This window comes from Rhodococcus sp. UNC363MFTsu5.1 (assembly GCF_000686785.1).
GTDB classification, from domain to species: Bacteria; Actinomycetota; Actinomycetes; order Mycobacteriales; family Mycobacteriaceae; genus Rhodococcus_G; species Rhodococcus_G maanshanensis.
The window spans coordinates 76,726-101,011 of the sequence record NZ_JMLO01000005.1; the positions used below are offsets into that span (position 1 = coordinate 76,726).

Annotated in this window: 25 protein-coding genes; 6 read left to right on the forward strand and 19 right to left on the reverse strand. The window is 68.7% G+C overall.

Annotated elements, in window-relative coordinates:
• Window positions 1-21: 21 nt before the first annotated feature.
• Complete coding sequence (locus BR31_RS0108610) at window positions 22-501, reverse strand: MarR family winged helix-turn-helix transcriptional regulator (protein WP_027500605.1); 480 nt, start codon at window positions 499-501, stop codon at window positions 22-24.
• Window positions 502-601: 100 nt separating this feature from the next.
• Between BR31_RS0108610 and BR31_RS0108615 the strand changes: the two genes are divergently transcribed.
• Entirely contained in the window at window positions 602-1,459 is an 858-nt protein-coding gene (locus tag BR31_RS0108615; RefSeq protein WP_037176043.1) for an alpha/beta fold hydrolase, read from the forward strand.
• 14 nt (window positions 1,460-1,473) lie between these two features.
• Here BR31_RS0108615 and BR31_RS0108620 read toward each other — a convergent pair whose 3' ends face one another.
• The 6 genes from BR31_RS0108620 to BR31_RS0108645 all read right to left on the reverse strand — a co-directional run bounded on the left by BR31_RS0108620 (window position 1,474) and on the right by BR31_RS0108645 (window position 6,168).
• On the reverse strand, window positions 1,474-2,577 hold the full coding sequence (locus BR31_RS0108620; RefSeq protein WP_027500607.1) for a thiolase C-terminal domain-containing protein: 1,104 nt from the start codon (window positions 2,575-2,577) through the stop codon (window positions 1,474-1,476).
• The gene (locus BR31_RS27950) at window positions 2,574-3,011 is read right to left on the reverse strand and encodes a Zn-ribbon domain-containing OB-fold protein (RefSeq protein ID WP_051637094.1); all 438 of its coding nucleotides are present in this window, start codon (window positions 3,009-3,011) and stop codon (window positions 2,574-2,576) included. The genes BR31_RS0108620 and BR31_RS27950 overlap by 4 nt, the downstream gene beginning before the upstream one ends.
• A 9-nt stretch (window positions 3,012-3,020) precedes the next feature.
• On the reverse strand, window positions 3,021-4,220 hold the full coding sequence (locus BR31_RS0108630) for an NAD(P)/FAD-dependent oxidoreductase (protein WP_037176045.1): 1,200 nt from the start codon (window positions 4,218-4,220) through the stop codon (window positions 3,021-3,023).
• 157 nt (window positions 4,221-4,377) lie between these two features.
• Window positions 4,378-5,079, reverse strand: coding sequence for an SDR family NAD(P)-dependent oxidoreductase (locus BR31_RS0108635; protein ID WP_027500609.1), 702 nt, complete (start codon window positions 5,077-5,079; stop codon window positions 4,378-4,380).
• 55 nt (window positions 5,080-5,134) lie between these two features.
• Window positions 5,135-5,623, reverse strand: a complete 489-nt coding sequence (locus tag BR31_RS0108640) for a hypothetical protein (protein ID WP_027500610.1) — start codon at window positions 5,621-5,623, stop codon at window positions 5,135-5,137.
• On the reverse strand, window positions 5,620-6,168 hold the full coding sequence (locus BR31_RS0108645; protein WP_027500611.1) for a hypothetical protein: 549 nt from the start codon (window positions 6,166-6,168) through the stop codon (window positions 5,620-5,622). Before BR31_RS0108645 ends, BR31_RS0108640 begins: the two co-directional genes overlap by 4 nt.
• A gap of 98 nt (window positions 6,169-6,266) precedes the next feature.
• Between BR31_RS0108645 and BR31_RS0108650 the strand changes: the two genes are divergently transcribed.
• From BR31_RS0108650 to BR31_RS0108670, 5 genes are read left to right on the forward strand one after another with little or no spacing between them, the layout of a single operon-like run.
• Window positions 6,267-6,728, forward strand: coding sequence for an Asp23/Gls24 family envelope stress response protein (locus tag BR31_RS0108650; protein WP_027500612.1), 462 nt, complete (start codon window positions 6,267-6,269; stop codon window positions 6,726-6,728).
• On the forward strand, window positions 6,725-7,039 hold the full coding sequence (locus tag BR31_RS0108655; RefSeq protein WP_027500613.1) for an Asp23/Gls24 family envelope stress response protein: 315 nt from the start codon (window positions 6,725-6,727) through the stop codon (window positions 7,037-7,039). The genes BR31_RS0108650 and BR31_RS0108655 overlap by 4 nt, the downstream gene beginning before the upstream one ends.
• On the forward strand, window positions 7,036-7,215 hold the full coding sequence (locus BR31_RS0108660) for a hypothetical protein (RefSeq protein WP_027500614.1): 180 nt from the start codon (window positions 7,036-7,038) through the stop codon (window positions 7,213-7,215). Before BR31_RS0108655 ends, BR31_RS0108660 begins: the two co-directional genes overlap by 4 nt.
• Window positions 7,208-8,191, forward strand: a complete 984-nt coding sequence (locus BR31_RS0108665) for a DUF6286 domain-containing Asp23/Gls24 family envelope stress response protein (RefSeq protein WP_231496418.1) — start codon at window positions 7,208-7,210, stop codon at window positions 8,189-8,191. The genes BR31_RS0108660 and BR31_RS0108665 overlap by 8 nt, the downstream gene beginning before the upstream one ends.
• Window positions 8,188-8,751, forward strand: coding sequence for a hypothetical protein (locus BR31_RS0108670; RefSeq protein ID WP_027500616.1), 564 nt, complete (start codon window positions 8,188-8,190; stop codon window positions 8,749-8,751). The genes BR31_RS0108665 and BR31_RS0108670 overlap by 4 nt, the downstream gene beginning before the upstream one ends.
• 194 nt (window positions 8,752-8,945) lie before the next feature.
• On the opposite strand, the gene tuf is transcribed toward BR31_RS0108670, so the two are convergent.
• The 12 genes from tuf to BR31_RS0108735 form a co-directional block, all read right to left on the reverse strand.
• Window positions 8,946-10,139, reverse strand: a complete 1,194-nt coding sequence (gene tuf / locus BR31_RS0108675) for an elongation factor Tu (RefSeq protein ID WP_027500617.1) — start codon at window positions 10,137-10,139, stop codon at window positions 8,946-8,948.
• Between the two features lie 108 nt (window positions 10,140-10,247).
• Window positions 10,248-12,350: an elongation factor G gene (fusA, locus tag BR31_RS0108680; RefSeq protein ID WP_027500618.1), complete on the reverse strand. Its 2,103-nt coding sequence runs from the start codon at window positions 12,348-12,350 to the stop codon at window positions 10,248-10,250.
• Between the two features lie 134 nt (window positions 12,351-12,484).
• Complete coding sequence (rpsG, locus tag BR31_RS0108685; protein WP_027500619.1) at window positions 12,485-12,955, reverse strand: 30S ribosomal protein S7; 471 nt, start codon at window positions 12,953-12,955, stop codon at window positions 12,485-12,487.
• Window positions 12,955-13,329, reverse strand: a complete 375-nt coding sequence (gene rpsL, locus BR31_RS0108690; RefSeq protein ID WP_027500620.1) for a 30S ribosomal protein S12 — start codon at window positions 13,327-13,329, stop codon at window positions 12,955-12,957. The genes rpsG and rpsL overlap by 1 nt, the downstream gene beginning before the upstream one ends.
• Window positions 13,330-13,629: 300 nt before the next feature.
• Window positions 13,630-14,259 carry a TetR/AcrR family transcriptional regulator gene (locus tag BR31_RS0108695; RefSeq protein ID WP_027500621.1) on the reverse strand — a complete coding sequence of 210 codons (630 nt, stop codon included), beginning with the start codon at window positions 14,257-14,259 and terminating at the stop codon, window positions 13,630-13,632.
• 371 nt (window positions 14,260-14,630) lie between these two features.
• Window positions 14,631-15,431 (reverse strand): enoyl-CoA hydratase family protein, encoded by an 801-nt coding sequence (locus BR31_RS0108705; protein WP_027500623.1) that lies wholly within the window; start codon window positions 15,429-15,431, stop codon window positions 14,631-14,633.
• A gap of 2 nt (window positions 15,432-15,433) precedes the next feature.
• The gene (locus BR31_RS0108710) at window positions 15,434-16,594 is read right to left on the reverse strand and encodes an acyl-CoA dehydrogenase family protein (protein WP_027500624.1); all 1,161 of its coding nucleotides are present in this window, start codon (window positions 16,592-16,594) and stop codon (window positions 15,434-15,436) included.
• Window positions 16,591-18,603, reverse strand: a complete 2,013-nt coding sequence (locus BR31_RS0108715) for an acetyl/propionyl/methylcrotonyl-CoA carboxylase subunit alpha (protein ID WP_037176103.1) — start codon at window positions 18,601-18,603, stop codon at window positions 16,591-16,593. Before BR31_RS0108715 ends, BR31_RS0108710 begins: the two co-directional genes overlap by 4 nt.
• A gap of 11 nt (window positions 18,604-18,614) precedes the next feature.
• Window positions 18,615-20,213 carry an acyl-CoA carboxylase subunit beta gene (locus BR31_RS0108720; RefSeq protein WP_027500626.1) on the reverse strand — a complete coding sequence of 533 codons (1,599 nt, stop codon included), beginning with the start codon at window positions 20,211-20,213 and terminating at the stop codon, window positions 18,615-18,617.
• Complete coding sequence (locus tag BR31_RS0108725; protein WP_027500627.1) at window positions 20,210-21,358, reverse strand: acyl-CoA dehydrogenase family protein; 1,149 nt, start codon at window positions 21,356-21,358, stop codon at window positions 20,210-20,212. The genes BR31_RS0108720 and BR31_RS0108725 overlap by 4 nt, the downstream gene beginning before the upstream one ends.
• On the reverse strand, window positions 21,355-23,097 hold the full coding sequence (locus BR31_RS0108730) for an acyclic terpene utilization AtuA family protein (RefSeq protein WP_027500628.1): 1,743 nt from the start codon (window positions 23,095-23,097) through the stop codon (window positions 21,355-21,357). Before BR31_RS0108730 ends, BR31_RS0108725 begins: the two co-directional genes overlap by 4 nt.
• Window positions 23,094-23,888 (reverse strand): TIGR03084 family metal-binding protein, encoded by a 795-nt coding sequence (locus BR31_RS0108735; RefSeq protein ID WP_027500629.1) that lies wholly within the window; start codon window positions 23,886-23,888, stop codon window positions 23,094-23,096. Before BR31_RS0108735 ends, BR31_RS0108730 begins: the two co-directional genes overlap by 4 nt.
• Window positions 23,889-24,286: the final 398 nt, after the last annotated feature.

The window sequence follows — 24,286 nt, forward strand, 5'->3', positions numbered from 1 at the left end:
TCTCCGGCCACGGACCGGATGTCAACGGCCCCCGTCGGCACCGCCTGCCGCGGAGCCGACCGCCTCGTTCATCGCCCCGAGAAATCTGGTCACCGCGGCCAGTTCTGCCTCGTCGAACTCGCCGATCGAGGCGATCATGCGCCCGATCAGCGGTCCGAAGAACGACCAGCCCAGATACTTCGCCTGTTCCTGCACCCGCAGCAGCACCCGGCGGCGGTCGCCGGGGTCCGGCGTCCTCCCGATGTGGCCCGCCCGTTCCAGCCGGTCGAGCAGGGCGGTGGTCGCCGCCGAGCCCAGGTCCAGCTGCCCGCCCAGCCAACCCGGCGTCGCGGCGATACCGGCCCGGTCGGCGTCGAGCAGCGCGATGAGCGCGCGGAGATCGGTCGCGTGCAGGCCGTTGCGGCTGGCGAACGCGGCACCGAAACGGTCCAGCTCGACCGTCAGCCTGCGCAGCTCGTGCACGAGCTGCAGTGCCGCGCCGGGGTCGTCGGTCGCGCTCACTGCCCTGCTCCCACGATCGACTCCTCGATTCACATCTCTCGATGAACAATTATCTCTATCATCGAGATTATCTGACACCGAGAGAATCCGGGGGCGGTCCATGGACGACGACACGCAGATCCGCACGAAAGGCCGGTTCGACGCCGCCTACGACGCGGTTCTCGCCCGCTGGGACGGCGTGACGGTCCTGGAGACCACCTCCGAGTTCGGCGTCACCCGCGTGCATGCCTGCGGGCCGACCGGCGCGCCGCCGGTTCTCCTGCTCCACGGCGGCGGTGCCACCTCGACCGCGTGGTCCGCGGTCGCGGCCGCGCTCGGCAGCACGCACCGGGTGTACGCCCCGGATCTGATCGGGGACGTCGGACGCAGCGTGCCCGGCGACCGGCGGCCGCGCACCCCGGCGGACCTGATGACGTGGCTCGATGCCGTACGCGCGGAGCTCGGCGTGCCGCGGGCCACGCTGATCGGACACTCCTACGGCGCGTGGATCGCCCTCGCCTACGCGCTCAGCCACCCGGAGCGGGTGAACCGGCTCGCCCTGCTCGACCCGTCGAACTGCTTCTCCGGACTGCGGACCGGCTATGTGCTGCGGGCGCTCCCGATGTTGCTGCGCCCCAACGAGAGCCGGGTCCGGCGTTTCATCGAGTGGGAGACCCGCGGGCGGTCGGTCGACCCGGACTGGCTGACCGTGTACGCGCTCGGTGCCGCGGGATCCCCTCGGCCGCGGGTCGTGCTACCGAAGCGTCCGTCCACGGCCGCGCTCGGCGAGCTGCGTGTCCCGACCCTCATCGCGCTAGCCGAGGACTCGCGTGCGATCGATACCGACCGGGTGGCCGCGGCGGCACGCGGAACCCTCTCGGACGTCCGGATCGAGGTCCTGCCGGACAGCAGTCACCACACCCTACCCGGCAACGAACCAGGTCAGCTGACCAGGATCCTCGCGGAATTCCTTTCCTAGCAACTCTTCTCGGGTCAGCGCACCAGCAGCATGCAGCCGGCGACGGTCGCGCCACCAATGCCGACGACGGCCACCTCGGGCGGGCCGTCGAGCTGGGCGCTCGACTCCCCGCGTAGCTGCGACACCGCCTCGGCGACCAGCTCCAGAGCGGCCGATCGCCCCAGCCCCAGTTGGCCGCCGTGTGGGTTGAGCGGTAGCGCGCCCGCCCGCGAGATCCGCTGACCCCCGGCGACGAACGCTCCCGCCGTCCCCGGCGCACAGAACCCGAGCGCCTCGAGCCACATCAGGGCCAGAAAGCTGAACTCGTCCTCGAACAGCGCGACGTCCACGTCCTCGGGGCCGAGTTCGGTACCTTCCCAGAGCCTTTCACCCGCATCGTGAATCGTCGTCCCCGTCAGGTCGGCGCGCTGTTCCCACAGCGGGCTCACGCTTCGCGCCGCCGCGACGGCCTCGACCGCGACCGCGGGTACGGGCAGATCCTCCGCCGTGTCGCCCTGGCTGATCAGCACGGCCGTCGCCCCTCCCGCGGGGAGCGCGCAGTCGTACAAGCACAGCGGGTCGGCCAGCATCGGGGCGTCGAGGTACTCCCGAAGCCCGATGCCCCGCCCGCCGTTTCGGCCCGCGGTCAGTGCGATCTGGGCCAACTCGACCCGGGTCAGCCCGAACGCCTCGATGTAGCTGCGCGCCGCGAGTGCGGTTGTCACCAGCCCCGTTTCGGCCCCGTAGGGTGCGTGCCACTGCGCCCATCCGGACACCGACGGCCGGCCGGAGAAACGCAGCGCAGCGGCTCGCGCCGGCGACGGCGGCTCACTCGCCTCGACACACAGCACGTGGGTGGCCAGGCCGGAATTCACCGCCGCCACCGCGGCCGAGACCGCAGCGAGTACGCCGAGCCGATCTGATTCCACTGTGCACGAGGCGAGTTCGAGCCCGAGGGCGTCTGCGACGTCGACCACGTCCGGCAGCCCGCAGGTGACGAGGCCGTCGACCACGCCGCCGGTCAGGCCCGCATCGGCCAGTGCCCCTCGCGCGGCCAGCGCGGCGACACGGACATCGGCGGGCTCGGGTCCGCGCGGCACCCGTCCGATCCCGCTGACGACGGCCCCATGGGTGATCACGACACGGCCTCCAGCCGATCCTCCGGCAGCTCCAGCTCTTCGATCTCGGCGAGCGGCAGCCAGATGTCGCCGCCGAGATGCTCGAAGTACAACCGGATGGGCATGTCGACGCGCAGTGCGCCCGGCTCGGTCCCGGTCAGCCCCAGCAGCAGCCGAATCCCCTCCTCGAGCTCGACCACGGCGACGAGGTAGGGGCTCCGCTCCTGCGCACCCGGGTCACGGACCTCGGTCCAGGTGAGCAGCACGCCCTTTCCCGTGACCGGCTCGACGGTGAAGTCGGCGGACCAACAGTGCCTGCAGCACCGCGACGGCGGGAACGACCAACGCAGGCAGCGCACGCACCGCCGCACCGACAACCGCCCGGACGCGCCCGACGTCCAGTGCGCGGCGGTCAGATCCGTCAGCTCCGGCAGGGCCCGCTGGTCATGGGCCATGCATTCACGTTAGACGCCCGCGGCCTCGAGCACCTCGGTGATCGGCACCCCGCTCGCGATCTTCGCTCTGGTCTTCATCACCGCTCCCGCGAGGCCGCCGCCGACCACGGCGACGAGAATGCCGTCGCGCTCGTAGTACGCGAGGAACTTGCGGCCGTCATCGCGGATCAGGTGCACGGTGTCCGTTGCGGACGGCTCGCCGAGCGCCTGGATCTTGACGTTGTACTGGTCGCTCCAGAAGTACGGGACCTGGCCGGGGCCCGCGGGCGCGTCGGCACCGATCAGCGCCAGCGCAAGCGCCTTGGCCTGGTCGCCCGCGTTGGTCCAGTGCTCGACCCGCCGATGTCCGTCGGCGTGGCGCCAGGCGGCGACGTCACCGACCGCCCACACGTTCGGATCGCTGGTCCGGCCGCACTCGTCGGCGAGCACACCGCCGCCAGCGCGCGGCTCGGCGACCTGCACACCCGACCCGTCCAGGAGCTCGGTGACCGGGACGGACCCGATACCGATGACCACGAGGTCGGCCGCGACCTCGGTGCCGTCGGAGAGCACGGCGCCGGTGACCCGACCCTCCCCGAGCAGGGCGGTGAGGCCGACCCCGGTGCGCAGGTCGACCCCCTCCTCGCGGTGCAGGCGGGCCACGAGGCCGCCGATCCGCTCGCCGAGCACGGAGGCCAGCGGGGTGGGCTGGGGCTCGATCAGGATGACGTTCATGCCGCGGGCTCGCATGCTCGCGGCGAGCTCGCACCCGATGAACCCGGCCCCGACGATGAGGGCGGTCCGATCGGGGGCGAGCTCTGAACGCAGCGTCATCGCGTCCTCGAACGAGCGCAGCACGTGCACGCCGCCCAGCTCGGCCAGCCCGGGGATCCGGCGCGGGACGAGCCCGGTGGCGACCACCAGGTGGTCGTAGTCGACGGTCGATCCGTCGGCGAGGGTCACCGCACGGGCGCCGGTGTCAACGCCGGTCGCCGCGACGCCGAGCCGCAGGTCGATGCGCTGCTCCTCGAAGAACTCGGCCGGCTTGAGGGTGACGTCGTCCTGCTCGCCTCGGACGACCTCCTTGGACAGCGGGGGCCGGTCGTAGGGCAGGTGCGGTTCCGCGCCGATCAGCGTCAGTTCACCGTCGAAGCCCGCCCGCCGCAGTTCCTCGGCGGTCCGCAGACCGGCCAGCCCGGCACCGACGACGACGACCCGTCCAACGCTCATCCCGCTCAACCTCTCACCCGATGGATCGTTGTGCGCCCACGTGGGCCACGCACACTTCATACCAAACTGACACGTGTTCTAGATAGCGTGCCCTAAGGGGCCGAGGAATGCCACACCCCCGAGATCGCGCCGGACGACACGGCAGACGCGATGATGCTCAGCCCACCCCGGGAACCGGGACCTGGGCACCGGTCATCGCGGCCGAGGAATCGCCGCACAGAAACGCGATCACCTCGGCGATCGCCTCGGGTGCGACCCAGCCCTTGCGGCTCGACCCGGGTTGGCTCGCCCGGTTTCCCGGGGTGTCGATCACCGAGGGCAGTACCGCGTTCGCCCGGATACCCTCGTCGCGGTACTCGACGGCCAGGGCACTGATGAACGCCCAGACCGCGGCCTTCGACGTGACATAGCCCGATGCTCCCGAGAACGGCGCAAAGGCCGCCTTGGTCGACATCGCGACCACCGACCCGCCGCCCGCGTCGATCAGGAACGGCAGCGCCGCCTGGGTGCACAGGTAGAGCGGGCGCAGGTTCAGCCGCAGCATGGCCTCGAAGTCCTCGATCGGACTCTCGTGGACCCGCGCGCCACTGGCAAAGCCGCCGACCAGATTCACCGCCGCACGCAGCGGCGCCTGCTCGTCGCCTCCCGCCAGAGCGGCCACCTCGGCGACACTCGCCGGGTCGAACAGATCGGCGCGACTGAGGACGAGGCTCGGGTGCGGGTCCAGACGCTCGACCTCCTTCTCCGCGATCCACGGAACCACCACGCGCCACCCGTCCGCGAGCAGCCTCCCGGTCACCGCGACTCCGAGCCCACCGGTGCCACCGGTCAGGAGCACGCTCCGTCCTGATTCGGTCATGATCTGAATCCTTCCAGAGTTGTTGTCGGGCTAAGCGTCTCGCGCGTGGCTCCGATCACCTCGCGTCGAACTCGGAGATCAGCCAGCGACCGTCCACCTTCCGCAGCACCACTTCGGCACCGACGCGCGTGTCGACCGGCGCCTGCCGCTCCGCCGTCGTCGTCGACTGGTCGAGGAACACCAGCACCTCCGCGCTGTCGTCGGTCATGGAGGTCAACCCGGTCGCGGTGACCGTGGCCGTCGCGGTGATCTTCTTGTCCGTAGCAGCAGGCACGATCACCCGCTGGGCTAGCTGGTCGTGATAGTCCTTGAACTCCCCGGTCAGCAGCTCGCGCGCGGCGGCCATGTCCGTGAAGACGGTCTCCGGCGTGTAGGTGAGCAGCGCCTTCGCACCGTCGGCGGCGGCCTGCTGGGCCTCCGCCCTTGCCCGATCATCCACCCGTTGGTCCGGCCGGTACTCGGCGAAGTACAGGAACACGGCCAGCGCCGCCAGCACCAGGACCCCTGCGGTCAGCCCGACCATCAGCCTTCGCTGCGCACTCACGACAGGTACTCCACCCTCGAGATCTTCGACTGTTCCCCATCGACGGTGACCCGGAGCCGCTGGACCCGTTGCTGGTCCTGAGCCCCGGTTCCGTTGCTGACCCGCGAGACGACCTGGACCAGGACCGTGGCGGAATCGGCTGCCTCCGTTTCGATGCCGGCGACGGCGGACTCACCGACCGTGGTCACCTTGGCGTCCCGCACCACCGTGATGAAACCCTGTGAGCGCCGCTCGAAATCGTCGTAGAACTCACCCGTCGCGCCGTCCAACACCCGCTGCACGGCGGCCTCGGCGTCGTTGTGGTCGATGGTGGTCAGGTTCAGCGCACCCTCCCTGGCGACCCGCAGAAAGGTCTCCCGTTGGGACTGCAGCTCCGTCGCCGAACGGTGTTGCCAGAGCATGACTCCGCACGCGGTCGCCAGGAGCACCGCGACCACGGCGAGCAGCGCCGTTCCCGCGGCGAGCGCTCTCCGCGGGCGGGATCCGGCCGCGGCAGCGGGCGACGTGACCCCCGCGGGGTCCGGCGTGCCCGGGTCTCGTGCCATCGGGTTACATCCTTCGTCGACGATGCGTGGACTGCTCCACGTTAGGTGAATCGACGCACGGGCGTCGCGGCGCGCCAGCACTCACTAGAGTTGAGTGCGTGACCACCGATCCGAACAGGGGCATCGCCCCAGTGCACTACGGCACCTCCACCACCGAACTGGTGAGCTCGCAGGGGCGCACGATCATCGCCGACGCGGTCGTGGCGAAGATCGCCGGTATCGCCACCCGGGAGATCAGCGGGGTGTTCGACGTCGGCGGCGGCACCGCCCGCGTCGTCGGGGCGCTGCGCGACCGGATCCCGGGGGCGCGCGTCAACCACGGTCAGGGCGTCGCCGTCGAGGTTGGCGAGAAACAGGCCGCCATCGACATCGGCATCGTCGCCGAGTACGGCGTCGCGCTGCACGAGCTGGCAGCCGGCATCAGGCGCAACGTGATCGCGGCCGTGGAGCGGATGACCGGGCTCGAGGTCACCGAGGTCAACATCACCGTCTACGACGTCGTCCTGTTCGACGAGAACGAGCAGCCGGGCGAGACCGACGGCAGACCGAGAGTCCAGTGACACAGCAGCGGAGTCAGCGCAGCGACCCGGAGGCCGAGCCCGCCGAGCTGATCGCCGACGCGGTGCTCGCGGTACCCGGGGTCGCCGGGCTGCACGGCGGCATGTTCGGTGAGGTCGCGACGTACCTGCCGGGCAGGCGGGTGCTCGGGGTCGCGCTCGGCGAGGACTCCTGCGCCGTCCACATCAGCGTGCGCTATCCGGCACACGTCGTCGAGACGGCGGAGCGGGTCCGCGCGGCCCTCGCCCCGATGCTCGACATCCCGGTCGATATCACGGTCGAAGACGTACTCACGGAGAGGACAGCGCCATGAACAGCACAGTCGTCGGTCTGATCGCCGGTCTACTGGTCGCGATCGCCGTAATCCTCGGCGGTTTCAGCGGTTTCGTGTTCGCAGTGCTGTTGGGTGGTTTCGGCATGGCCATCGGCGCCCACCGCGACGGGCACGTCGATCTTGGCGCGCTGTTGCGGAGCCGGGGCCGTGGCTGAGACCACGAGCGGAACAGGCGCGGCATACGGCGCGGACGCCGACCTGGACGACGAGCGCAGCACCAGGGGCCAGCTGATCATCAAGGACCGAGCGGTCTCACGGATCGCGGTGGCGGCGGCGCTCCAGGTGCCGGGGGTGGTCCGCCAGCGCGGCGGGCTGTCCCGGCTCACCGGCCGCGACCTGCCGCGAGCCGAGGTCTCGATGGGCACCGAATCGGTCGCTGTCACGCTGTACATCGCGGTCGCATGGCCGTGCCCGATCGCCCTGCTCTCCCGCGAGGTACACCGCGAGGTGGGCGATCGCATCGCCGCCCTCAGCGGCCTGCCGATGGACCAGCTACACGTCGTCGTCGCCGCGGCGGTACCGGCCGCGGCACCGGAGGGGGCCGAGGTCGACAGCCAGCAGTTCGCGGCGCCCGGCACCGCCCTGGCACCCCTTGTCCCGTCGAAGGCACCGATCACCCGGCCCGCGGCAGCCCCGGTCGCGCTGATCTTCGCCTGCGCACTGCTGGTGCTGTCGGTGCTGACCGGTCGCGAGTTCCTGATCGCGCACGAGGTCATCGCTCCCGCCGCGTGGCTGCGCAATTCGATCGAGTGGTCCGCACGTCAGCACTGGCAGCCCTGGATGGTGCCTGCCGCGGTCGCGGCCGTGCTCGCCGGCCTGGTGCTGATCTTCGTGGCTATCAAGCCGCGGATCCGCACCCATCTCCCGCTCGGCAACGCTGGATCGGCGGTGGTGTGGATGCGTCCGATCGATGTGGCGCGGATGTGCAGCGCGCACGCGCGCACCGTCGCGGGGGTCCGGTCGGCGCAGACCATCGTCGACGGCAGGCGGACCACCATCCGGATCTCCCCGGACGGTGAGGTCGCGGCCCCCGCGCTCGAATCGGCCGTACGCGACGCGGTGGAGCCGGGGCTGGCCACACTCGCCTCGCCCCGGCCGCTGCGCGTCCGGATCGGCAAGGTGCGATCGTGAGACGCCGCACGTCCGTCATCGACCGGTCGATAGCCCTCGGCGCAGGCCTCGCCCTGGTCGCGACGGGCGCACTTGCTCTCACCTGGAACATGGACCTCGATGTGTCCCAAGAGTTCTGGCGCCGATTCGACCGAGCCGAGTACGCAGCGACACCGACAAGGGACTGGTGGCCGCCGCTGCTCGGCGTGGCGTGCGTCGCCAGCCTCGTCGCCGGGGTGACCCTGCTGGTGATCAACCTCAGGCGCGGCCGGACCTCGACGGTGCAGATAGGGGAGGTGCTCGGCGAATCCGATCTGTCGGTCGACCTCGGGCCGATGGCGGTCGGGCTGGCCTCGGAGCTGTCCACCCTGCAGGGGGTCCGCTCCGTGCGCGCCGCCGCCGTGGATGATCGCGGGCTGCTGACCCTGCGGGTGACCGTGGTCGCCGATCCGGCGGTCGATATCGCCGAGTTCACCCGCGACGCGGAGTCCCTTGCCAGGTCCATGGCCGCCGCCCTGCCCGATGCCCCGGTCGCCACACAGGTGCTACTGCACCTCGACCGCGCCGATCTGCCTGTCTGACCGGCCTCTTCCCCCATCCCCCGGGTACCCCGGCCGCGCCCACAACGGCGACGGCCCGGGTACCCGCACGCCTGGGGGATGAACGATCATCCCTCGGGCCGGATGTCCCGACACAAAAAGCCGAATGGCGCCCACTCCCGAGGGAGTGAGCGCCATTCGGCTTTGGTACTGCTAGATCATCTGGTGATGCTAGATCACTTGATGATCTTGGTGACGCGACCGGCGCCGACGGTACGTCCACCCTCACGGATGGCGAACCGCAGGCCCTCGTCCATGGCGACCGGCTGGATCAGCTTGACGGACATCTCGGTGTTGTCACCGGGCATGACCATCTCGGTGCCCTCGGGCAGGGTCACGACGCCCGTAACGTCCGTGGTACGGAAGTAGAACTGCGGGCGGTAGTTGTTGAAGAACGGCGTGTGGCGGCCGCCCTCGTCCTTGGACAGGATGTAGGCGTTGCCCTCGAACTCGGTGTGCGGGGTGGTGGTGCCCGGCTTCACGACGACCTGGCCACGCTCGACATCTTCGCGCTTGATGCCACGAACCAGCAGACCGACGTTGTCGCCCGCCTGGCCGGAGTCGAGCAGCTTGCGGAACATCTCGATGCCCGTGACGGTGGTCTTGGTGGAGGTCTCCTTGATGCCGACGATCTCCACCTCCTCGTTCACGTTGATGACGCCACGCTCGATACGACCGGTCACAACGGTGCCACGACCGGTGATGGTGAAGACGTCCTCGACGGGCATGAGGAACGGCTTGTCGGTCTCACGGACGGGGTCCGGGATCGAGTCGTCGACGGCCTGCATGAGCTCGAGAACGCTCTCGCCCCACTTGGCGTCGCCCTCGAGCGCCTTGAGCGCCGAGACCTTCACGACGGGAGCGTTGTCGCCGTCGAACTCCTGCGACGACAGCAGCTCGCGGACCTCCATCTCGACGAGCTCGAGGATTTCCTCGTCGTCGACCATGTCGGACTTGTTGAGCGCGACCAGGATGTAGGGAACACCAACCTGGCGGGCCAGCAGCACGTGCTCGCGGGTCTGCGGCATCGGGCCGTCGGTGGCCGCAACCACGAGGATGGCGCCGTCCATCTGCGCCGCACCCGTGATCATGTTCTTGATGTAGTCCGCGTGGCCCGGGGCGTCGACGTGCGCGTAGTGGCGCTTCTCCGTCTGGTACTCGACGTGGGAGATGTTGATCGTGATACCACGAGCCTTCTCCTCAGGCGCCTTGTCGATCTGGTCGAAGGCCGAGGCCTCGTTCAGATCCGGGAACTTGTCGTGCAGGACCTTGGTGATCGCTGCAGTCAGCGTGGTCTTGCCGTGGTCAACGTGACCGATGGTCCCGATGTTGACGTGCGGCTTCGTCCGCTCGAACTTCGCCTTCGCCACTTGATGGCCTCCTGTTGTCTTGCTTGCGGTATGCAGCAGTGCGGTTGTTTGTTATTCGGTCGTGCTCAGCTGGTGAAAACTCGCCAGCGGTCTTGCTCCCAGCCGGTATTACTCGCCGGTCGCCTTGGCGATGATTTCCTTCGAGACGTTCGCGGGAACCTCTGCGTAGGAATCAAACACCATGGAGAAGTTCGCTCGACCCTGGGTCTTCGACCGCAGGTCACCGATGTAGCCGAACATCTCCGAGAGCGGAACCAGCGCCTTCACGACACGGGCACCACTGCGTTCCTCCATGGCCTGGATCTGGCCACGGCGGGAGTTCAGGTCGCCGATCACATCGCCCATGTACTCCTCGGGCGTGGTCACCTCGACAGCCATGAGCGGCTCGAGGATGACCGGACCGGCCTTGCGGGCGGCTTCCTTCAGTGCCTGAGAACCGGCAACCTTGAAGGCCATTTCGGACGAGTCGACGTCGTGGTACGCGCCGTCGAGCAGCGTCAGCTTGAGGTTCACCAGCGGGTAGCCGGCGAGCACGCCGTACTGCATGGCGTCCTGCGCACCGGCGTCGACGGAGGGGATGTACTCACGCGGAACGCGGCCACCGGAGACCTTGTTGTCGAAGGTGTACGGCTCGCCTTCCTCGCCGATGTACGGCTCGAGCGCGATGATCACCTTTGCGAACTGACCCGAACCACCGGTCTGCTTCTTGTGGGTGAACTCGTGCTTCTCGACCGCCTTGGTGATGGTCTCGCGGTACGCGACCTGCGGCTTGCCGACGTTGGCCTCGACCTTGAACTCGCGACGCATGCGGTCGACGAGGATGTCGAGGTGGAGCTCGCCCATGCCGCCGATGACGGTCTGGCCGGTCTCCTCGTCGAGCTCGACGGAGAAGGTCGGGTCCTCTTCGGCCAGCTTCTGGATCGCGGTGCCCAGCTTCTCCTGGTCGGACTTGGTCTTGGGCTCGATCGAGACCTGGATGACCGGGTCAGGGAAGCTCATGGACTCGAGCACGATCGGGCTGGCCTGATCGCAGAGGGTGTCACCGGTGGTGGTGTCCTTCAGACCGATCATGGCGTAGATGTGGCCTGCCACGGCCTCGTCGACCGGGTTCTCCTTGTTGGCGTGCATCTGGAAGAGCTTTCCGATGCGCTCCTTCTTGCCCTTGGTGGCGTTGAGCACCTGGGCACCCGGATCGATCCGGCCGGAGTAGACGCGAACGAAGGTCAGCTTGCCGAAGAACGGGTGCGCGGCGATCTTGAAGGCCAGGGCCGAGAACGGCTCGTCCTTGCTCGGCTTGCGCTTGAGGATTTCCTCCTCGTTGTTCAGCGCGTGACCCTCGACCTCGCCGATGTCCAGCGGGGTCGGGAGGTAGTCGATGACCGCGTCGAGCATGGGCTGAACGCCCTTGTTCTTGAACGCGGAGCCACACAGCACCGGGTACAGCTCGGAGTTGACCGTCATCTTGCGGATGGCGCCCTTGATCTCCTCGACCGTGAGCTCCTCGCCGCCGAAGTACTTCTCCATGAGTGCTTCGTCGGACTCGGCAACGGTCTCGAGCAGCTTCTCGCGGTACTCGGCGGCCTTGTCGGCCAGATCCGCGGGGATCTCCTCGATGGTCGGCTCGGCACCGGTCGGCACAACGCCGCGCCAGGTGATGGCGCGCATCTCGACCAGGTCGACGACGCCGTCGAAGTCGTCCTCGGCACCGATCGGCAGCTGCAGGACCAGCGGCTTCGCGCCGAGGCGGTCGATGATGGTCTGGACCGTGAAGTAGAAGTCCGCGCCCATCTTGTCCATCTTGTTGACGAAACAGATGCGCGGGACGTCGTACTTGGCGGCCTGACGCCAGACCTGCTCGGACTGGGGCTCGACGCCCTCCTTGCCGTCGAACACGGCAACCGCGCCATCGAGCACGCGCAGCGAGCGCTCGACCTCGACCGTGAAGTCGACGTGGCCCGGGGTGTCGATGATGTTGATCTGGTTGTTGTTCCAGAAGCAGGTCACGGCGGCAGACGTGATCGTGATGCCGCGTTCCTTCTCCTGCTCCATCCAGTCCGTCGTCGACGCACCGTCGTGCGTCTCACCGATCTTGTAGTTGACACCGGTGTAGAACAGGATGCGCTCGGTGGTGGTGGTCTTGCCGGCATCGATGTGCGCCATGATGCCGATGTTGCGGACCTTGTTCAGGTCGGTCAGCACTTCCTGTGCCACAGGATTCTTCCCCGCTCGTAGCTCGTGTCGGTCCTTCGCGGACCACGTCTTTTTGTGTTGTCAGCCGGCCCGCGAGGAACCGACACATAGTGGCAACGCCGGTGCGGCACATTGAGTGCCGCCCCGGCGCCAGATCACCAGCGGTAGTGCGCGAACGCCTTGTTGGCTTCAGCCATCTTGTGGGTGTCCTCGCGACGCTTCACGGCTGCACCGAGGCCATTGCTGGCATCCATGAGCTCGTTGGCGAGACGCTCGACCATGGTCTTCTCACGACGTGCACGCGAGAAGGTCACCAGCCAGCGCAGGGCCAGCGTGGTGGAACGGCCGGGACGAACCTCGACCGGCACCTGGTAGGTGGCGCCACCGACACGGCGGCTGCGCACCTCGAGGGCGGGCTTGACGTTGTCCAGCGCGCGCTTGAGGGTGACGACCGGATCGGTGCCGGTCTTCTCACGCGCCTGCTCGAGGGCTTCGTAGACGATGCGCTCGGCGGTGGACTTCTTGCCGTCCAGGAGGATCTTGTTCACGAGCTGCGTGACCAGCGGCGACCCGTAAACGGGGTCGTTGATCAGCGGGCGCTTGGGAGCGGGGCCCTTACGTGGCATTAGCTCTTCTCCTTCTTGGCGCCGTAGCGGCTGCGTGCCTGCTTGCGACCCTTGACACCCTGGGTGTCGAGGGAGCCGCGGATGATCTTGTAGCGAACACCCGGGAGGTCCTTCACACGACCGCCACGGACGAGCACCATCGAGTGCTCCTGCAGGTTGTGGCCCTCACCGGGGATGTACGCCGTGACCTCGACCGAGCTGGTCAGGCGGACACGCGCGACCTTACGGAGCGCGGAGTTCGGCTTCTTCGGGGTGGTGGTGTACACGCGGGTGCACACGCCACGACGCTGCGGGCTTCCCTTCAGGGCAGCGGTCTTGAGCTTCGCGACCTTGTCGCGACGCCCCTTTCGGACCAGCTGGTTGATGGTTGGCATATACCGGCTTTCTTCTGTCGGCCGGCCTGCGCTGGGCAGGCCTGGCCGGTGTGTAATTAGGGATCTAGCAGTTGGAGCAAGAAAACGCTGCTCCTCACCCGTCCCTCGACCCCGAGGTCGGGCGTGTCGCATACCCCCACACAGGCAGCCGAATGCTCGTCTCTGAGGAGAGCGCGCGCGCGGCCTTACCTTGCTAGGCACACAAATCGACCCGGGCAGGCCGGGCACGACCCACAACGATACCCGGCGGCGCGCCTTCAGGTCAAAGCGAGCCGATCGGTGGTAACGGCATGAGCCGGGTCATGGCAGGGCCACCGGTTCCTGCTCCCCCGAACGCCTGCGGTGCAGGACCGAATCGAGGTCGGCGGCCCACTGCTTGATCAGTTCGGCCCGCCGTTTGGAGTCGTCCGTCAGCACGTCGGCCAGGCCGAGTCCGCGCGCCAGGTCGAGCGTGAGCTGGACCCATCGATGCGCGATCAGGTCGCCGTCCTCGACCCCGAGCATGGCGACGGCCGTCCGGTGCGCGACCCGACCGAACTTCTCCTCAAGCGGCAGCACCCGCTCCCGCAGCGCCGGGTCCGAGGCGGCGGCGGTCCACACCTGCAGGGCCGCCTTGAACAGGGTGCCGGTGTAGTACTCCACCAGGCGCGTGACGATCGCCTCGGTGCGGCCCGGCCCGGCGGGCAGGCCGGTGGCCTCCAGGCGGGCGGCCTCCATCCGGCTGTCGAACATGAACTCGAGCGCGGCCGTGATCAGGTCCTCGCGCGTCGGGAAATGGTGCTGGGCGGCGCCGCGGGAGACACCGGCGCGCTTGGCGACCACTCCGACCGTCGTCGCGGCCCAGCCCTGGTCGGCCAGGCAATCGATGGTCGCCTCGAGCAACCGCTGTCGGGTCAGCCGGCTGCGGTCCTGTTGCGGCTCACGCATCAACCACACCCCCGTACACATGCGGACAACTCCGCGGTAACGTTATAATTTTGTTACCTTTCGCACATTTACCTTGTGCACGTCCCGGCGTCGCCGGTACGAAGGTTAGCGGTGCTACTGATGCGCCCCTATGAGAATCAACCGACACCACCAAGGAGCACATCATGGGTTCTGCAGAGATCATTCCGTTCCTCGACTTCGCCTCCGACTTCACCGGCGCGGTCAGCGACCTGACCGGCGCGCTGAGCTTCTTCGCCGGTTCCTCGGACGCACTGCCCAAGTAGTCGTTCACCGAAACCCGACAGGACCCGCGCTCGACTCCTCGAGCGCGGGTCCTGTCGTATCCGGCCACCACTTACTCCTCGACGTCCTTGCTATTCGCTCGGCGCCCAGGCAGGAGGGCGGCGCTGGAAGAAGGCGGTCATGCCCTCGACGGCCTCCGGCGATCCGAACAGTCTCGCCGACTGGGCGGCGAGCTCTTCACCGTAACGGTCGAAGTCGGCGAGCATCCGCGCGGTGGTGAGCCGCTTCGACTCGGCCAGTCCCTGCGGGGACGCCAGCGCGAGTTCCGCGCAGACCTCCGCGACGGTCACCGCGGTGTCCTCCGACGCGATGGTGATCAGTCCGAGTCGCTCGGCCTCGGCCGCGTCGAACTTCTCGCCGGTCAGGAAATACCGACCCGCCGCGCGGGAGGTCATCCTCGGCAGCACCGTGAGCGAGATGATCGAGGCCGCCAGCCCCAGCCGCGCCTCGGTGAGCGCGAAGGTGCTCGACGGTCCTGCGACCGCGATGTCGCACGCGCCGACCAGTCCCATGCCGCCCGCACGAACGTGACCATCGATCCGGGCGATGATCGGCTTCGGCAGTTCGAGGAACTCCCGCAGCAGTTCGGTCATCTGAGCCGTGCGGCCCGCCGCCAGCTCCGCCGGGTCGGCGTCCGGCGCCCCGCCCGCCTCCGACAGATCCGCACCCGCACAGAAGGTGCCGCCGGTGTGGGTGAGCACCACCGCGCGGACCGAGTCGTCGGCCGCCGCGTCCGCCAGCGCCTGCCGGAGTTCGCCGACCAACCGCGAGGAGATCGCGTTGCGGTTGTGCGGCGAGTCCAGGGTGACGGTGGCGAACCCGCCCGCGACCTCGGAGCGGACGTACGGCGCGCTCGTCTCGGGAACCGTCATGATCAGTACGACCTCGGCAGCCCGAGCGAGTGCTGGGAGACGAAGTTGAGGATCATCTCCCGGCTCACCGGCGCCACCCGCGCGATCCGGGCAGCCCCGAGCATGGCGGCCAGTCCGTACTCCTTGCTCAGCCCGGCGCCACCGTGCGTCTGGATGGCCTGGTCGAGCGCCTTGATGCTCGCCTCGGCCGCCGCGTACTTCGCCATGTTCGCGGCCTCGGCCGCGCCGAAGTCGTCGCCGCTGTCGTAGAGGACCGCGGCCTTCTGCATCATCAGCTTGGCCAGCTCCAGCTCGATCTTCGCCTGGGCGAGCGGATGCGCGATGCCCTGGTGCGCCCCGATCGGGGTCTTCCAGACGGTGCGCTCCTTCGCGTACTTCACGGCGGCCTCGATCGCGTACCGGCCGACGCCGATCGCCATCGACGCACCGAGGATCCGCTCCGGGTTCAGGCCTGCGAACAGCTGCATCAGCGCGGCGTCCTCCGATCCGACCAACGCCTCACCCGGCACCCGGACCTCGTCGAGGAACAGCGTGAACTGGTGGTCCGGCTCGATGACGTCCATTTCCATCGGCGTCTTGACGAAGTTCTCGGTGTCGGTCGGCACGATGAACAGGGCCGGCTTGAGCTTGCCGGTCTTGTGGTCCTCGGTCCGCGCCACGATCAGCACCGCGTCCGCCTGGTCCACGCCCGAGATGAAGATCTTGTTCCCGGTCAGGATCCAGTCCGCGCCGTCGCGGCGGGCCGTGGTCGAGATCTGGTGCGAGTTGGAGCCGGCATCGGCCTCGGTGATCCCGAAGGCCATGATCTTGCTGCCGTCGGCCAGGCCCGGCAGCCACTGCTGCTTCTGCTCGTCGGTGCCGTACTTGCCGATGATGGTGCCGCAGATCGCGGGCGAGACCACCACGAGCAGCAGCCCCGCGCCGTGCGCGGCCAGCTCCTCCTGCACCAGGGCGAGCTCGTAGATGCCCGCTCCCCCGCCGCCGTACTCCTCCGGCAGGTTGACCCCGAGGAAGCCGAGCTTGCCCGCCTCGTTCCACAGCTCGGTCAGCGGCTCGCCCCTGCGCGACCGCGGCAGCACGTAGTCGACGTAGTTGAAGCGCTCGCCGAGCTTGGACACCGCCGCGCGCAGCGCCTTCTGCTCGTCGCTCTCGATAAAACTCATGCCGATTCCTCTTCCGTCTCTTCAGGTTCAACAATGGCAAGGACAGACCCGACGTCGACCTGCTGGCCGACCGCAACCGGGAGCTCGACGAGCACACCGGACGCGGGAGCGGTGATGGTGTGCTCCATCTTCATCGCCTCGAGCCAGACGATCGGCTGGCCGAGGGTGACCGAATCACCCTGTGCGGCACCGAGGCGGATGACCGCGCCCGGCATCGGCGCGAGCAGCGAACCCGCAGCGACGATCGTCGCCGGATCCACGAACCGCGGGGTCGCGGTCAGTGCGACGGGTCCGAGCGGCGAGTCGACGAACACCTCGTCGCCGTACCGGGCGACGTCGAAGGTCCGGCGCATGCCCCCCACCTCCAGCACCACCGCATCCGGGGTGGAGGACACCAGCGCGACGTGCTCGAATCCCTCGGCGCGGAGGCCGCCGCGCCCGAGCAGATACCGGATGTCGTACTCCCCCGACGTGCTGGCGTACTGCTTGATCTGCGGCTGCGACGTCAGGTTCCGCCACCCACTCGGGATCCGGCCGTCGACCCGCGCCGCCGCCCGGTTCGCCGCGGCATCGGCCAACGCCGCCGCCAGCGCGGACAGCGCCTCGGCATCCGGATCGGCCAGCGGCCGCGCCAGGGTGTCGAGCCCGTGGGTGTCGAAGAACGCGGTGTCGGTGTCCCCGGCCAGGAAGGCCGGGTGCCGCAGGATGTTCACGAGCAGGTCCCGGTTGGTTCGCAGTCCGTGCAGCGCGGTGCGGGCCAGCGCCCCGGCGAGCAACTGCGCGGCCTGTCCCCGGGTCGGCGCGAACGAGATGACCTTGGCGAGCATCGGGTCGTAGTGCACCCCGACGACCGAGCCGGCCACGACGCCGGAGTCCAGCCGCACGCCCTGCCGGTCGAGGACCGCGAATTCCTCGACGGCACCGGGGATCTCGATGCGGTGCACGGTCCCGCTCTGCGGCTGCCAGTTCTTCGCCGGGTCCTCGGCATAGAGCCGGACCTCGATCGAGTGTCCGCGCAGCGCAGGGGGCTCGGCAGGCAGCGCGACGCCAGCGGCGACCTGCAACTGCAGGTCCACCAGGTCGAGGCCGGTGGTGCACTCGGTGACCGGGTGCTCGACCTGCAGGCGGGTGTTCATCTCGAGGAAGAAGAACTCGCCACGCTCGTCCGCCAGGAACTCGACGGTGCCTGCTCCCTCGTAGCCGATGGCGTTCGCCGCCAGCCGCGACGCCTCGAAGAGCCGCTCACGCATGCCGGGGGTCCGCTCGACCAGAGGCGACGGCGCCTCCTCCACGACCTTCTGGTGCCTGCGCTGGATGGAGCACTCGCGCTCGCCCACCGCCCACACCGTGCCGTGCTTGTCGGCCATCACCTGCACCTCGATGTGCCGTCCGGTCTCGAGGTACCGCTCGCAGAACACCGTCGGATCGCCGAAGGCGGACTGCGCCTCGCGCCGGGCCGCCTCCAACTCGCCCGCCAGCGCCGACAGGTCACGCACCACACGCATGCCGCGGCCGCCGCCACCCGCCGACGCCTTGATCAGCACGGGCAGGTGCGCCTCGGTGACCTCGTCGGGCGCGAGCTCGGCCAGGACCGGAACGCCCGCGGCGTCCATCAGCTTCTTGGACTCGACCTTGGAGCCCATCGACTCGATGGCCTTGACCGGGGGGCCGACCCAGGTCAGGCCCGCATCTTCGACAGCCTGCGCGAATCCCGCGTTCTCCGAAAGGAATCCGTAGCCGGGGTGGATCGCGTCCGCACCCGCGGCACGCGCCGCGTCGATGATGAGGTCGGCGCGCAGGTAGGTCTCGGCAGGGGTGTTGCCGGGGAGCCGGATCGCCGCGTCCGCCTCGGCCACGTGCGGGCCCGCCGCGTCTGCGTCGGAGAACACCGCGACGGTGCCGATGCCGGCCCGGCGCGCGGTCGCGAACACCCGCCGTGCGATCTCGCCGCGGTTTGCCACGAGGACGGACCGGATCGCCGGTCCGAGCGAAGCGATAGGGGAAGTCATCACGGTCTGCCTCACATGCGGAAGACGCCGAAGTTCTCGGTGCCTTGGATCGGGGCGGAGGCAATGGCCGACAGGCACATTCCCACCACCGTGCGGGTGTCACGCGGATCGATGACGCCGTCGTCGTACAGCCGGCCGGACAGGAACATCGGCAGCGACTCGGCCTCGATCTGGTTCTCGATCATGGCGCGGATGCCGGCATCGGCCGCTTCGTCGAACGCCTGTCCGCGGGCCTCCGCGGAGGCCCTGCTGACGATGGAGATGACGCCGGCCAGCTGCGCGCCACCCATGACCGCGGACTTCGAGCTCGGCCACGCGAACAGGAATCGGGGGTCGAAGGCCCGGCCACACATGCCGTAGTGGCCTGCGCCGTAGGACGCGCCGAGCAGGATCGAGATGTGCGGCACCTTCGAGTTCGCGACGGCGTTGATCATCATCGAGCCGTGCTTGATCATCCCGCCCTCCTCGTACTCCTTGCCGACCATGTACCCGGTCGTGTTGTGCAGGAACAGCAGTGGGGTGTTGGACCGGTTCGCCAACTGGATGAACTGGGTGGCCTTCTGGGACTCCTCGCTGAAGAGCACACCCCTGGCGTTCGCGAGGATGCCGATCGGGTAGCCGTGCAGCTCCGCCCAGCCGGTGACCAGCGAGGAGCCGTACATCGGCTTGAACTCGTCGAAATCGGATCCGTCGACGATGCGGGCGATCACCTCGCGCGGGTCGAACGGGATCTTCAGGTCTGCCGGGACGATGCCGAGGAGCTCCTCCGGGTCCGCGAGCGGCTCGATCACCTCCGCGCGGGGAGCCGGCCCCTCCTTCTTCCAGTTCAGCCGCTTGACGATGCTCCGGCCGATGCGGATCGCGTCCTGTTCGTCGACGGCGAAGTAGTCGGCCAGACCCGACTTCCTCGCATGCATCTCGGCGCCGCCGAGCGCCTCGTCGTCCGACTCCTCGCCGGTGGCCATCTTCACCAGCGGCGGGCCTGCGAGGAACACCTTGGAGCGCTCCTTGATCATCACCACGTGATCGGACATGCCCGGGATGTAGGCACCGCCCGCGGTGGAGTTACCGAATACCAGCGCGATGGTGGGGATCCCGGCCGCGGACAGCTGGGTGAGGTCGCGGAACATCCGGCCGCCCGGGATGAAGACCTCTTTCTGGGTCGGCAGATCCGCGCCACCGGACTCGACGAGGGAGATCACCGGTAGCCGGTTCTGCATCGCGATGTCGTTGGCCCGGAATCCCTTCCGCAGGGTCCACGGGTTGCTGGTACCGCCGCGAACGGTCGGATCGTTCGCGACGATCAGGCACTCGACCCCCTCGACCACGCCGATGCCGACCACGGTGCTTGCGCCGACCGGGAAGTCGCTTCCCCACGCCGCGAGCGGGCACAGCTCGAGGAACGGCGAATCCGGATCGATCAGCAGCTCGATCCGCTCGCGGGCGAGCAGCTTGCCCCGCTTGTGGTGCCGCTCCACGTACTTCTCGCCGCCGCCTGCCAGTGCCTTGGCGTGCTCGGTCTCGAGCTCGGCGAGTTTGGCGTTCATCGTCTCCACCGCGGTCGCGTACACCTCCGACCCGGTGTCGAGGGTGGACCTGAGAACCGTCATGACTGATACCCCAATCGCTTTGCCGCCAATCCGGTGAGGATCTCGGTGGTGCCTCCACCGATCCCCAGGATTCGCATGTCCCGGTATTGCCTTTCGACTTCGCTTTCCCGCATGTAGCCGAGCCCGCCGAACAACTGCACCGCCTGGTTCGCCACCCATTCGCCCGCATCGACGGCTGTGTTCTTCGCGAAGCAGACCTCGGCGATGAAATCCTGTTCCGACTCCAGCGAGCGCTCGACGAGCGCGCGGGTGTACACCCGTGCGACGTCGACCCGGCGGGCCATCTCGGTGACGGTGTTCTGCACCGACTGCCTGCTGATCAACGGCCTGCCGAACGTCTCCCGGTCCCTGCACCATTGCAGGGTCAGGTCAAGGCATCGCTGTGCACTCGAGTAGGCCTGGGCGGCAAGCGCGATCCGTTCGGTGAGGAAAGCCTGCGCGATCTGCTGGAAGCCGCTGTTCTCGGCCCCGACGAGGTTCTCCGCCGGAACCCGGGCGTCCACGAAGGACAACTCCGCGGTGTCCGAGGCCAGCCAGCCCATCTTCTCGAGCTTGCGCGTGACCTCGAATCCGGGCGTGCCCTTCTCGATGACGAGGAGCGAGACGCCTGCCGCCCCTTCCCCGCCGGTGCGGACGGCGGTGACAACGAAGTCAGCGCGGCAACCGGAGGTGATGAACGTCTTGGCGCCGTTGACGACGAAATGGTCGCCGTCCCGAACCGCCCTGGTCCGCAGGTGCCCCACATCCGAGCCGCCGCCGGGCTCGGTGATCGCCAGCGAGCCGATCAGCTCGCCTGCGAGGGTGGGCCGCACCCAGCGTTCGATCTGCCGTTCGTCGCCCGCGGCGACGAGGTGCGGCAACGCGATGCCCGAGGTGAACAGGGAGGCGAACAGCCCACCCGACCCGCCCGCATAGTGCATCTCCTCGCAGATGGTCACGGCGTCGACGAGATCGCCGCCGGATCCGCCGACCGACTCGGGGAACCCCGCGCCGATCAGCCCGAGGGCTCCCGCCTTCTTGTGCAGCTCACGCGGCAGCTCGCCGTGTCGCTCCCAATCGTCGAGATGGGGCAGCACGTCCTGCTCGGCGAATCGGCGAACCGTCTCGCGCAACGCCTTTCGCTCGTCGGTGGTCCACACACTCACAGCGTCCCTCCCAGGGGTCGGTCACCGAGTAGAAGTTCTTCCGGGATGTCGATGTGCCTGGCCCGCAACCACTCCCCGAGGCCCTTGGCCTGCGGATCGAATCGGGCCTGCGAGGCGACGCCCGCCCCGAGGATGCCCTCGATGACGAAGTTCACCGCGCGCAGCTTCGGGAACAGGTGCCGGGTCACCGGCAGCCCGGCTGCCTCCGGGAGCAGCCGCCCGAGCTCCTCCACCGTGAGCGTGTTGGCCAGCCATCGCCACTGTTCGTCGGTGCGAACCCAGACACCGACGTTGGCGTTGCCACCCTTGTCGCCGCTGCGGGCGGCCGCGATCGTGCCGAGCGGGACTCGGATCGTCGGCGTGGTCGGCAATGGTTGCGGCAGTTCGGGATCGGCCACCGTGGTCAGTTCCAGAGTCGGCCCGCTCGGGGCGATCGGGATCCGGGTGCCGTCGGGCAGGACCGCGGTGTGCGGCACCTCGGCGGCGTCGACGTAGCCGGGCGTGAACACGGCGTACGGCTGTCCGTTCGACGGCGGTGCGGTCAGGCTGAAGCCCGGGTAGCTGGCCAGCGCGAGCTCGACCGAGACGGACGAGAAGGCTCGACCGACGACGTTCGGATCCGGATCGCGAACGACGCAGCGCAGCAACGCGCTCGCCGTCTCCTCGGTGTCCGCGTCCGGATGATCGGTGCGCGCGAGGGTCCAACTCATCTCGGCTGGTTTGGTGGTCATCCAGGACTCGAACTGTGTGCGGGCGAGCTCGGCCTTCGCCTCGATGTCCAGGCCGGTCAGGATCATCGTGAACTCGTTGCGGAACCCGGCAAGCGCGTTGAGGGAGACCTTCAACGTCGGCGGCGGCGCCTCGCCCCGCACCCCGCTGATACGCACCCGGTCGGGTCCGTCGGGGCTGAGTTCGAGGGAGTCCATCCGGGTGGTGACGTCCGGTCCGGCGTAACGGCCACCGGTGATCTCGTAGAGCAGCTGGGCGGTGACGGTGCCGACGCTGACCGCGCCCCCTGTGCCCGCGTGCTTGGTGATGACCGAGGATCCGTCCGCGTGGATCTCGGCGATCGGGAATCCGGGTCGTCCCATGTCGGCGATCTCGGTGAAGAACGAGTAGTTGCCGCCCGTCGCCTGGGTGCCGCACTCGATCACGTGCCCGGCCGCGACAGCCCCGGCCAGCTGGTCGAAATCCGTTCGCCCCCAGCCGAAATGCGCCGCGGCTGGCCCGACGATCACGGACGCGTCGGTGACCCTGCCGGTGACAACGACGTCCGCGCCCGCGCCGAGGCATTCGACGATCCCCCACGCACCGAGGTAGGCATTGGCTGTCAGCGGAGCAGGCGCGCCCGGCGCCCCCGTCAAGCCCAGCTCCGCCGCCCTTGCGATCAGGTCGTCGCCCTCGACATGGGCGATGACCGCCCCGAGACCGAGCCGGTCGTTCACCTCGCGCAGAGTCTGCGCCAGGCCGGACGGGTTCAGCCCGCCCGCGTTGGCGACGATCTTGACGCCCTTGTCCAGCGCCAGTCCCAGGCAGTCCTCGGCCTGGCGGAGGAACGTCTTGGCATAGCCTCGGGAGGGATCCTTCATCCGGTCGCGACCCAGGATCAGCATCGTCAGTTCGGCGAGGTAATCGCCGGTGAGGTAGTCGAGTTCGCCTCCCTCGAGCATCTCGCGCATCGCCGAGATGCGGTCTCCGTAGAAGCCGGAGCAGTTTCCGATCCGGACGGGGGTTGTCATGCGTCCACCTTCGGGTCACGGCCGGCGCCGGGAGGACCGGCGAAGACCTGGGCGATTGCGATCCACGCGGTGGCATCGGGCCCCACTGCTGTCAGATCCAGATCCGCCGGGTTCGCCCGCTGGGTGACCAGCAGGCAGAAGTCCGCAGCGGGACCGGTGACGCGCTGTGCCGCGTCTTCGGGGCCCCAGGTCCAGACCTCGTCACCCTCAGGGGCCGTCAGCTCGAACCGGAACTCCTCCGCAGGCGGGGTCAGCTCGTTCACGGCGTATGCGAAGTCACGGGTGCGCACACCGAGATGCGCGATGCTGCGCAGGCGATTTGTCGGCGGAGCGTCCACACCGAGCGCCGCGGCGACATCTTGTCCGTGCGCCCAGGTCTCCATCAGCCTGGCGGTGGCCATCGACATCGCACTCATCGGAGGGCCGTACCAGGGCAGCTTGGTCCCGCTCGGCACCGCCGCGAGCGCCTCGGCGAGTGCGGTCCGACCGGCGCGCCAGTCCGCCAACAGTTCGGCGGGCGGCCGGGCTGCCTCGACCTCGGCCGCCTCGTCGACGAAGCCGAGGGGGTTCTTCCATGCTGCGGTCAGTGACTCGGCGAAGGCCTCGGGATCGGTCACCGCCATCAGCGAGGCGCGATCCGTCCAGGCCAGGTGCCCGATCTGGTGGGCGATCGACCAGCCCTTTGCGGGGGTCGGACTCGCCCATTCTTCGTCGGTCAGGCTCGCGACCAGCGCGTCGAGCTGCTCGCCCTCCGCCTGCAGATCGCTGATGGTGGTACTCAGATCGGCCATCGATGCTCCCTCGAGTAGTGCTGCGACCAGCATCACACCGCCAGCCATAAAAATCAAGCACGCTTGCTTGTTATTGACCCGGCCCGACCGCCCCCCGCGCCCGCCCCGATGACTTTCGCGCGATTCTCACACCTCGCACGCCTCGATGAGGTTTGATGCTCGGAAAGCAAGGCGGGCGTCCAGTTTGCTTGCGCTGACCCCGCACCCTCGGCGATGCGCGGCCGCCGCACCCCTCGGCCCCACCCTGCGCTCGACGCCCGTTAGATGATCGAACTACTTTGCGCCACAATCAATTACGCGCCCAGAACGGTCATTCGATTCCGCTCCACCGTAGGCATTCCATGCGGTAGAACTGGTGCGCGCCGAGCACTGGGGTGCACTTTCATCCATCGACCCGA

Bases quoted from the DNA above. Each gene is read 5' to 3' on its own strand.
- BR31_RS0108615 (WP_037176043.1), top strand. From the start codon at position 602: ATGGACGACGACACGCAGATCCGCACGAAAGGCCGGTTCGACGCCGCC.
- BR31_RS27950 (WP_051637094.1), bottom strand. From the start codon at position 3,011: ATGGCCCATGACCAGCGGGCCCTGCCGGAGCTGACGGATCTGACCGCC.
- BR31_RS0108630 (WP_037176045.1), bottom strand. From the start codon at position 4,220: ATGAGCGTTGGACGGGTCGTCGTCGTCGGTGCCGGGCTGGCCGGTCTG.
- BR31_RS0108635 (WP_027500609.1), bottom strand. From the start codon at position 5,079: ATGACCGAATCAGGACGGAGCGTGCTCCTGACCGGTGGCACCGGTGGG.
- BR31_RS0108645 (WP_027500611.1), bottom strand. From the start codon at position 6,168: ATGGCACGAGACCCGGGCACGCCGGACCCCGCGGGGGTCACGTCGCCC.
- BR31_RS0108660 (WP_027500614.1), top strand. From the start codon at position 7,036: ATGAACAGCACAGTCGTCGGTCTGATCGCCGGTCTACTGGTCGCGATC.
- rpsG (WP_027500619.1), bottom strand. From the start codon at position 12,955: ATGCCACGTAAGGGCCCCGCTCCCAAGCGCCCGCTGATCAACGACCCC.
- rpsL (WP_027500620.1), bottom strand. From the start codon at position 13,329: ATGCCAACCATCAACCAGCTGGTCCGAAAGGGGCGTCGCGACAAGGTC.
- BR31_RS0108705 (WP_027500623.1), bottom strand. From the start codon at position 15,431: ATGACGGTTCCCGAGACGAGCGCGCCGTACGTCCGCTCCGAGGTCGCG.
- BR31_RS0108710 (WP_027500624.1), bottom strand. From the start codon at position 16,594: ATGAGTTTTATCGAGAGCGACGAGCAGAAGGCGCTGCGCGCGGCGGTG.
- BR31_RS0108715 (WP_037176103.1), bottom strand. From the start codon at position 18,603: ATGACTTCCCCTATCGCTTCGCTCGGACCGGCGATCCGGTCCGTCCTC.
- BR31_RS0108720 (WP_027500626.1), bottom strand. From the start codon at position 20,213: ATGACGGTTCTCAGGTCCACCCTCGACACCGGGTCGGAGGTGTACGCG.
- BR31_RS0108730 (WP_027500628.1), bottom strand. From the start codon at position 23,097: ATGACAACCCCCGTCCGGATCGGAAACTGCTCCGGCTTCTACGGAGAC.
- BR31_RS0108735 (WP_027500629.1), bottom strand. From the start codon at position 23,888: ATGGCCGATCTGAGTACCACCATCAGCGATCTGCAGGCGGAGGGCGAG.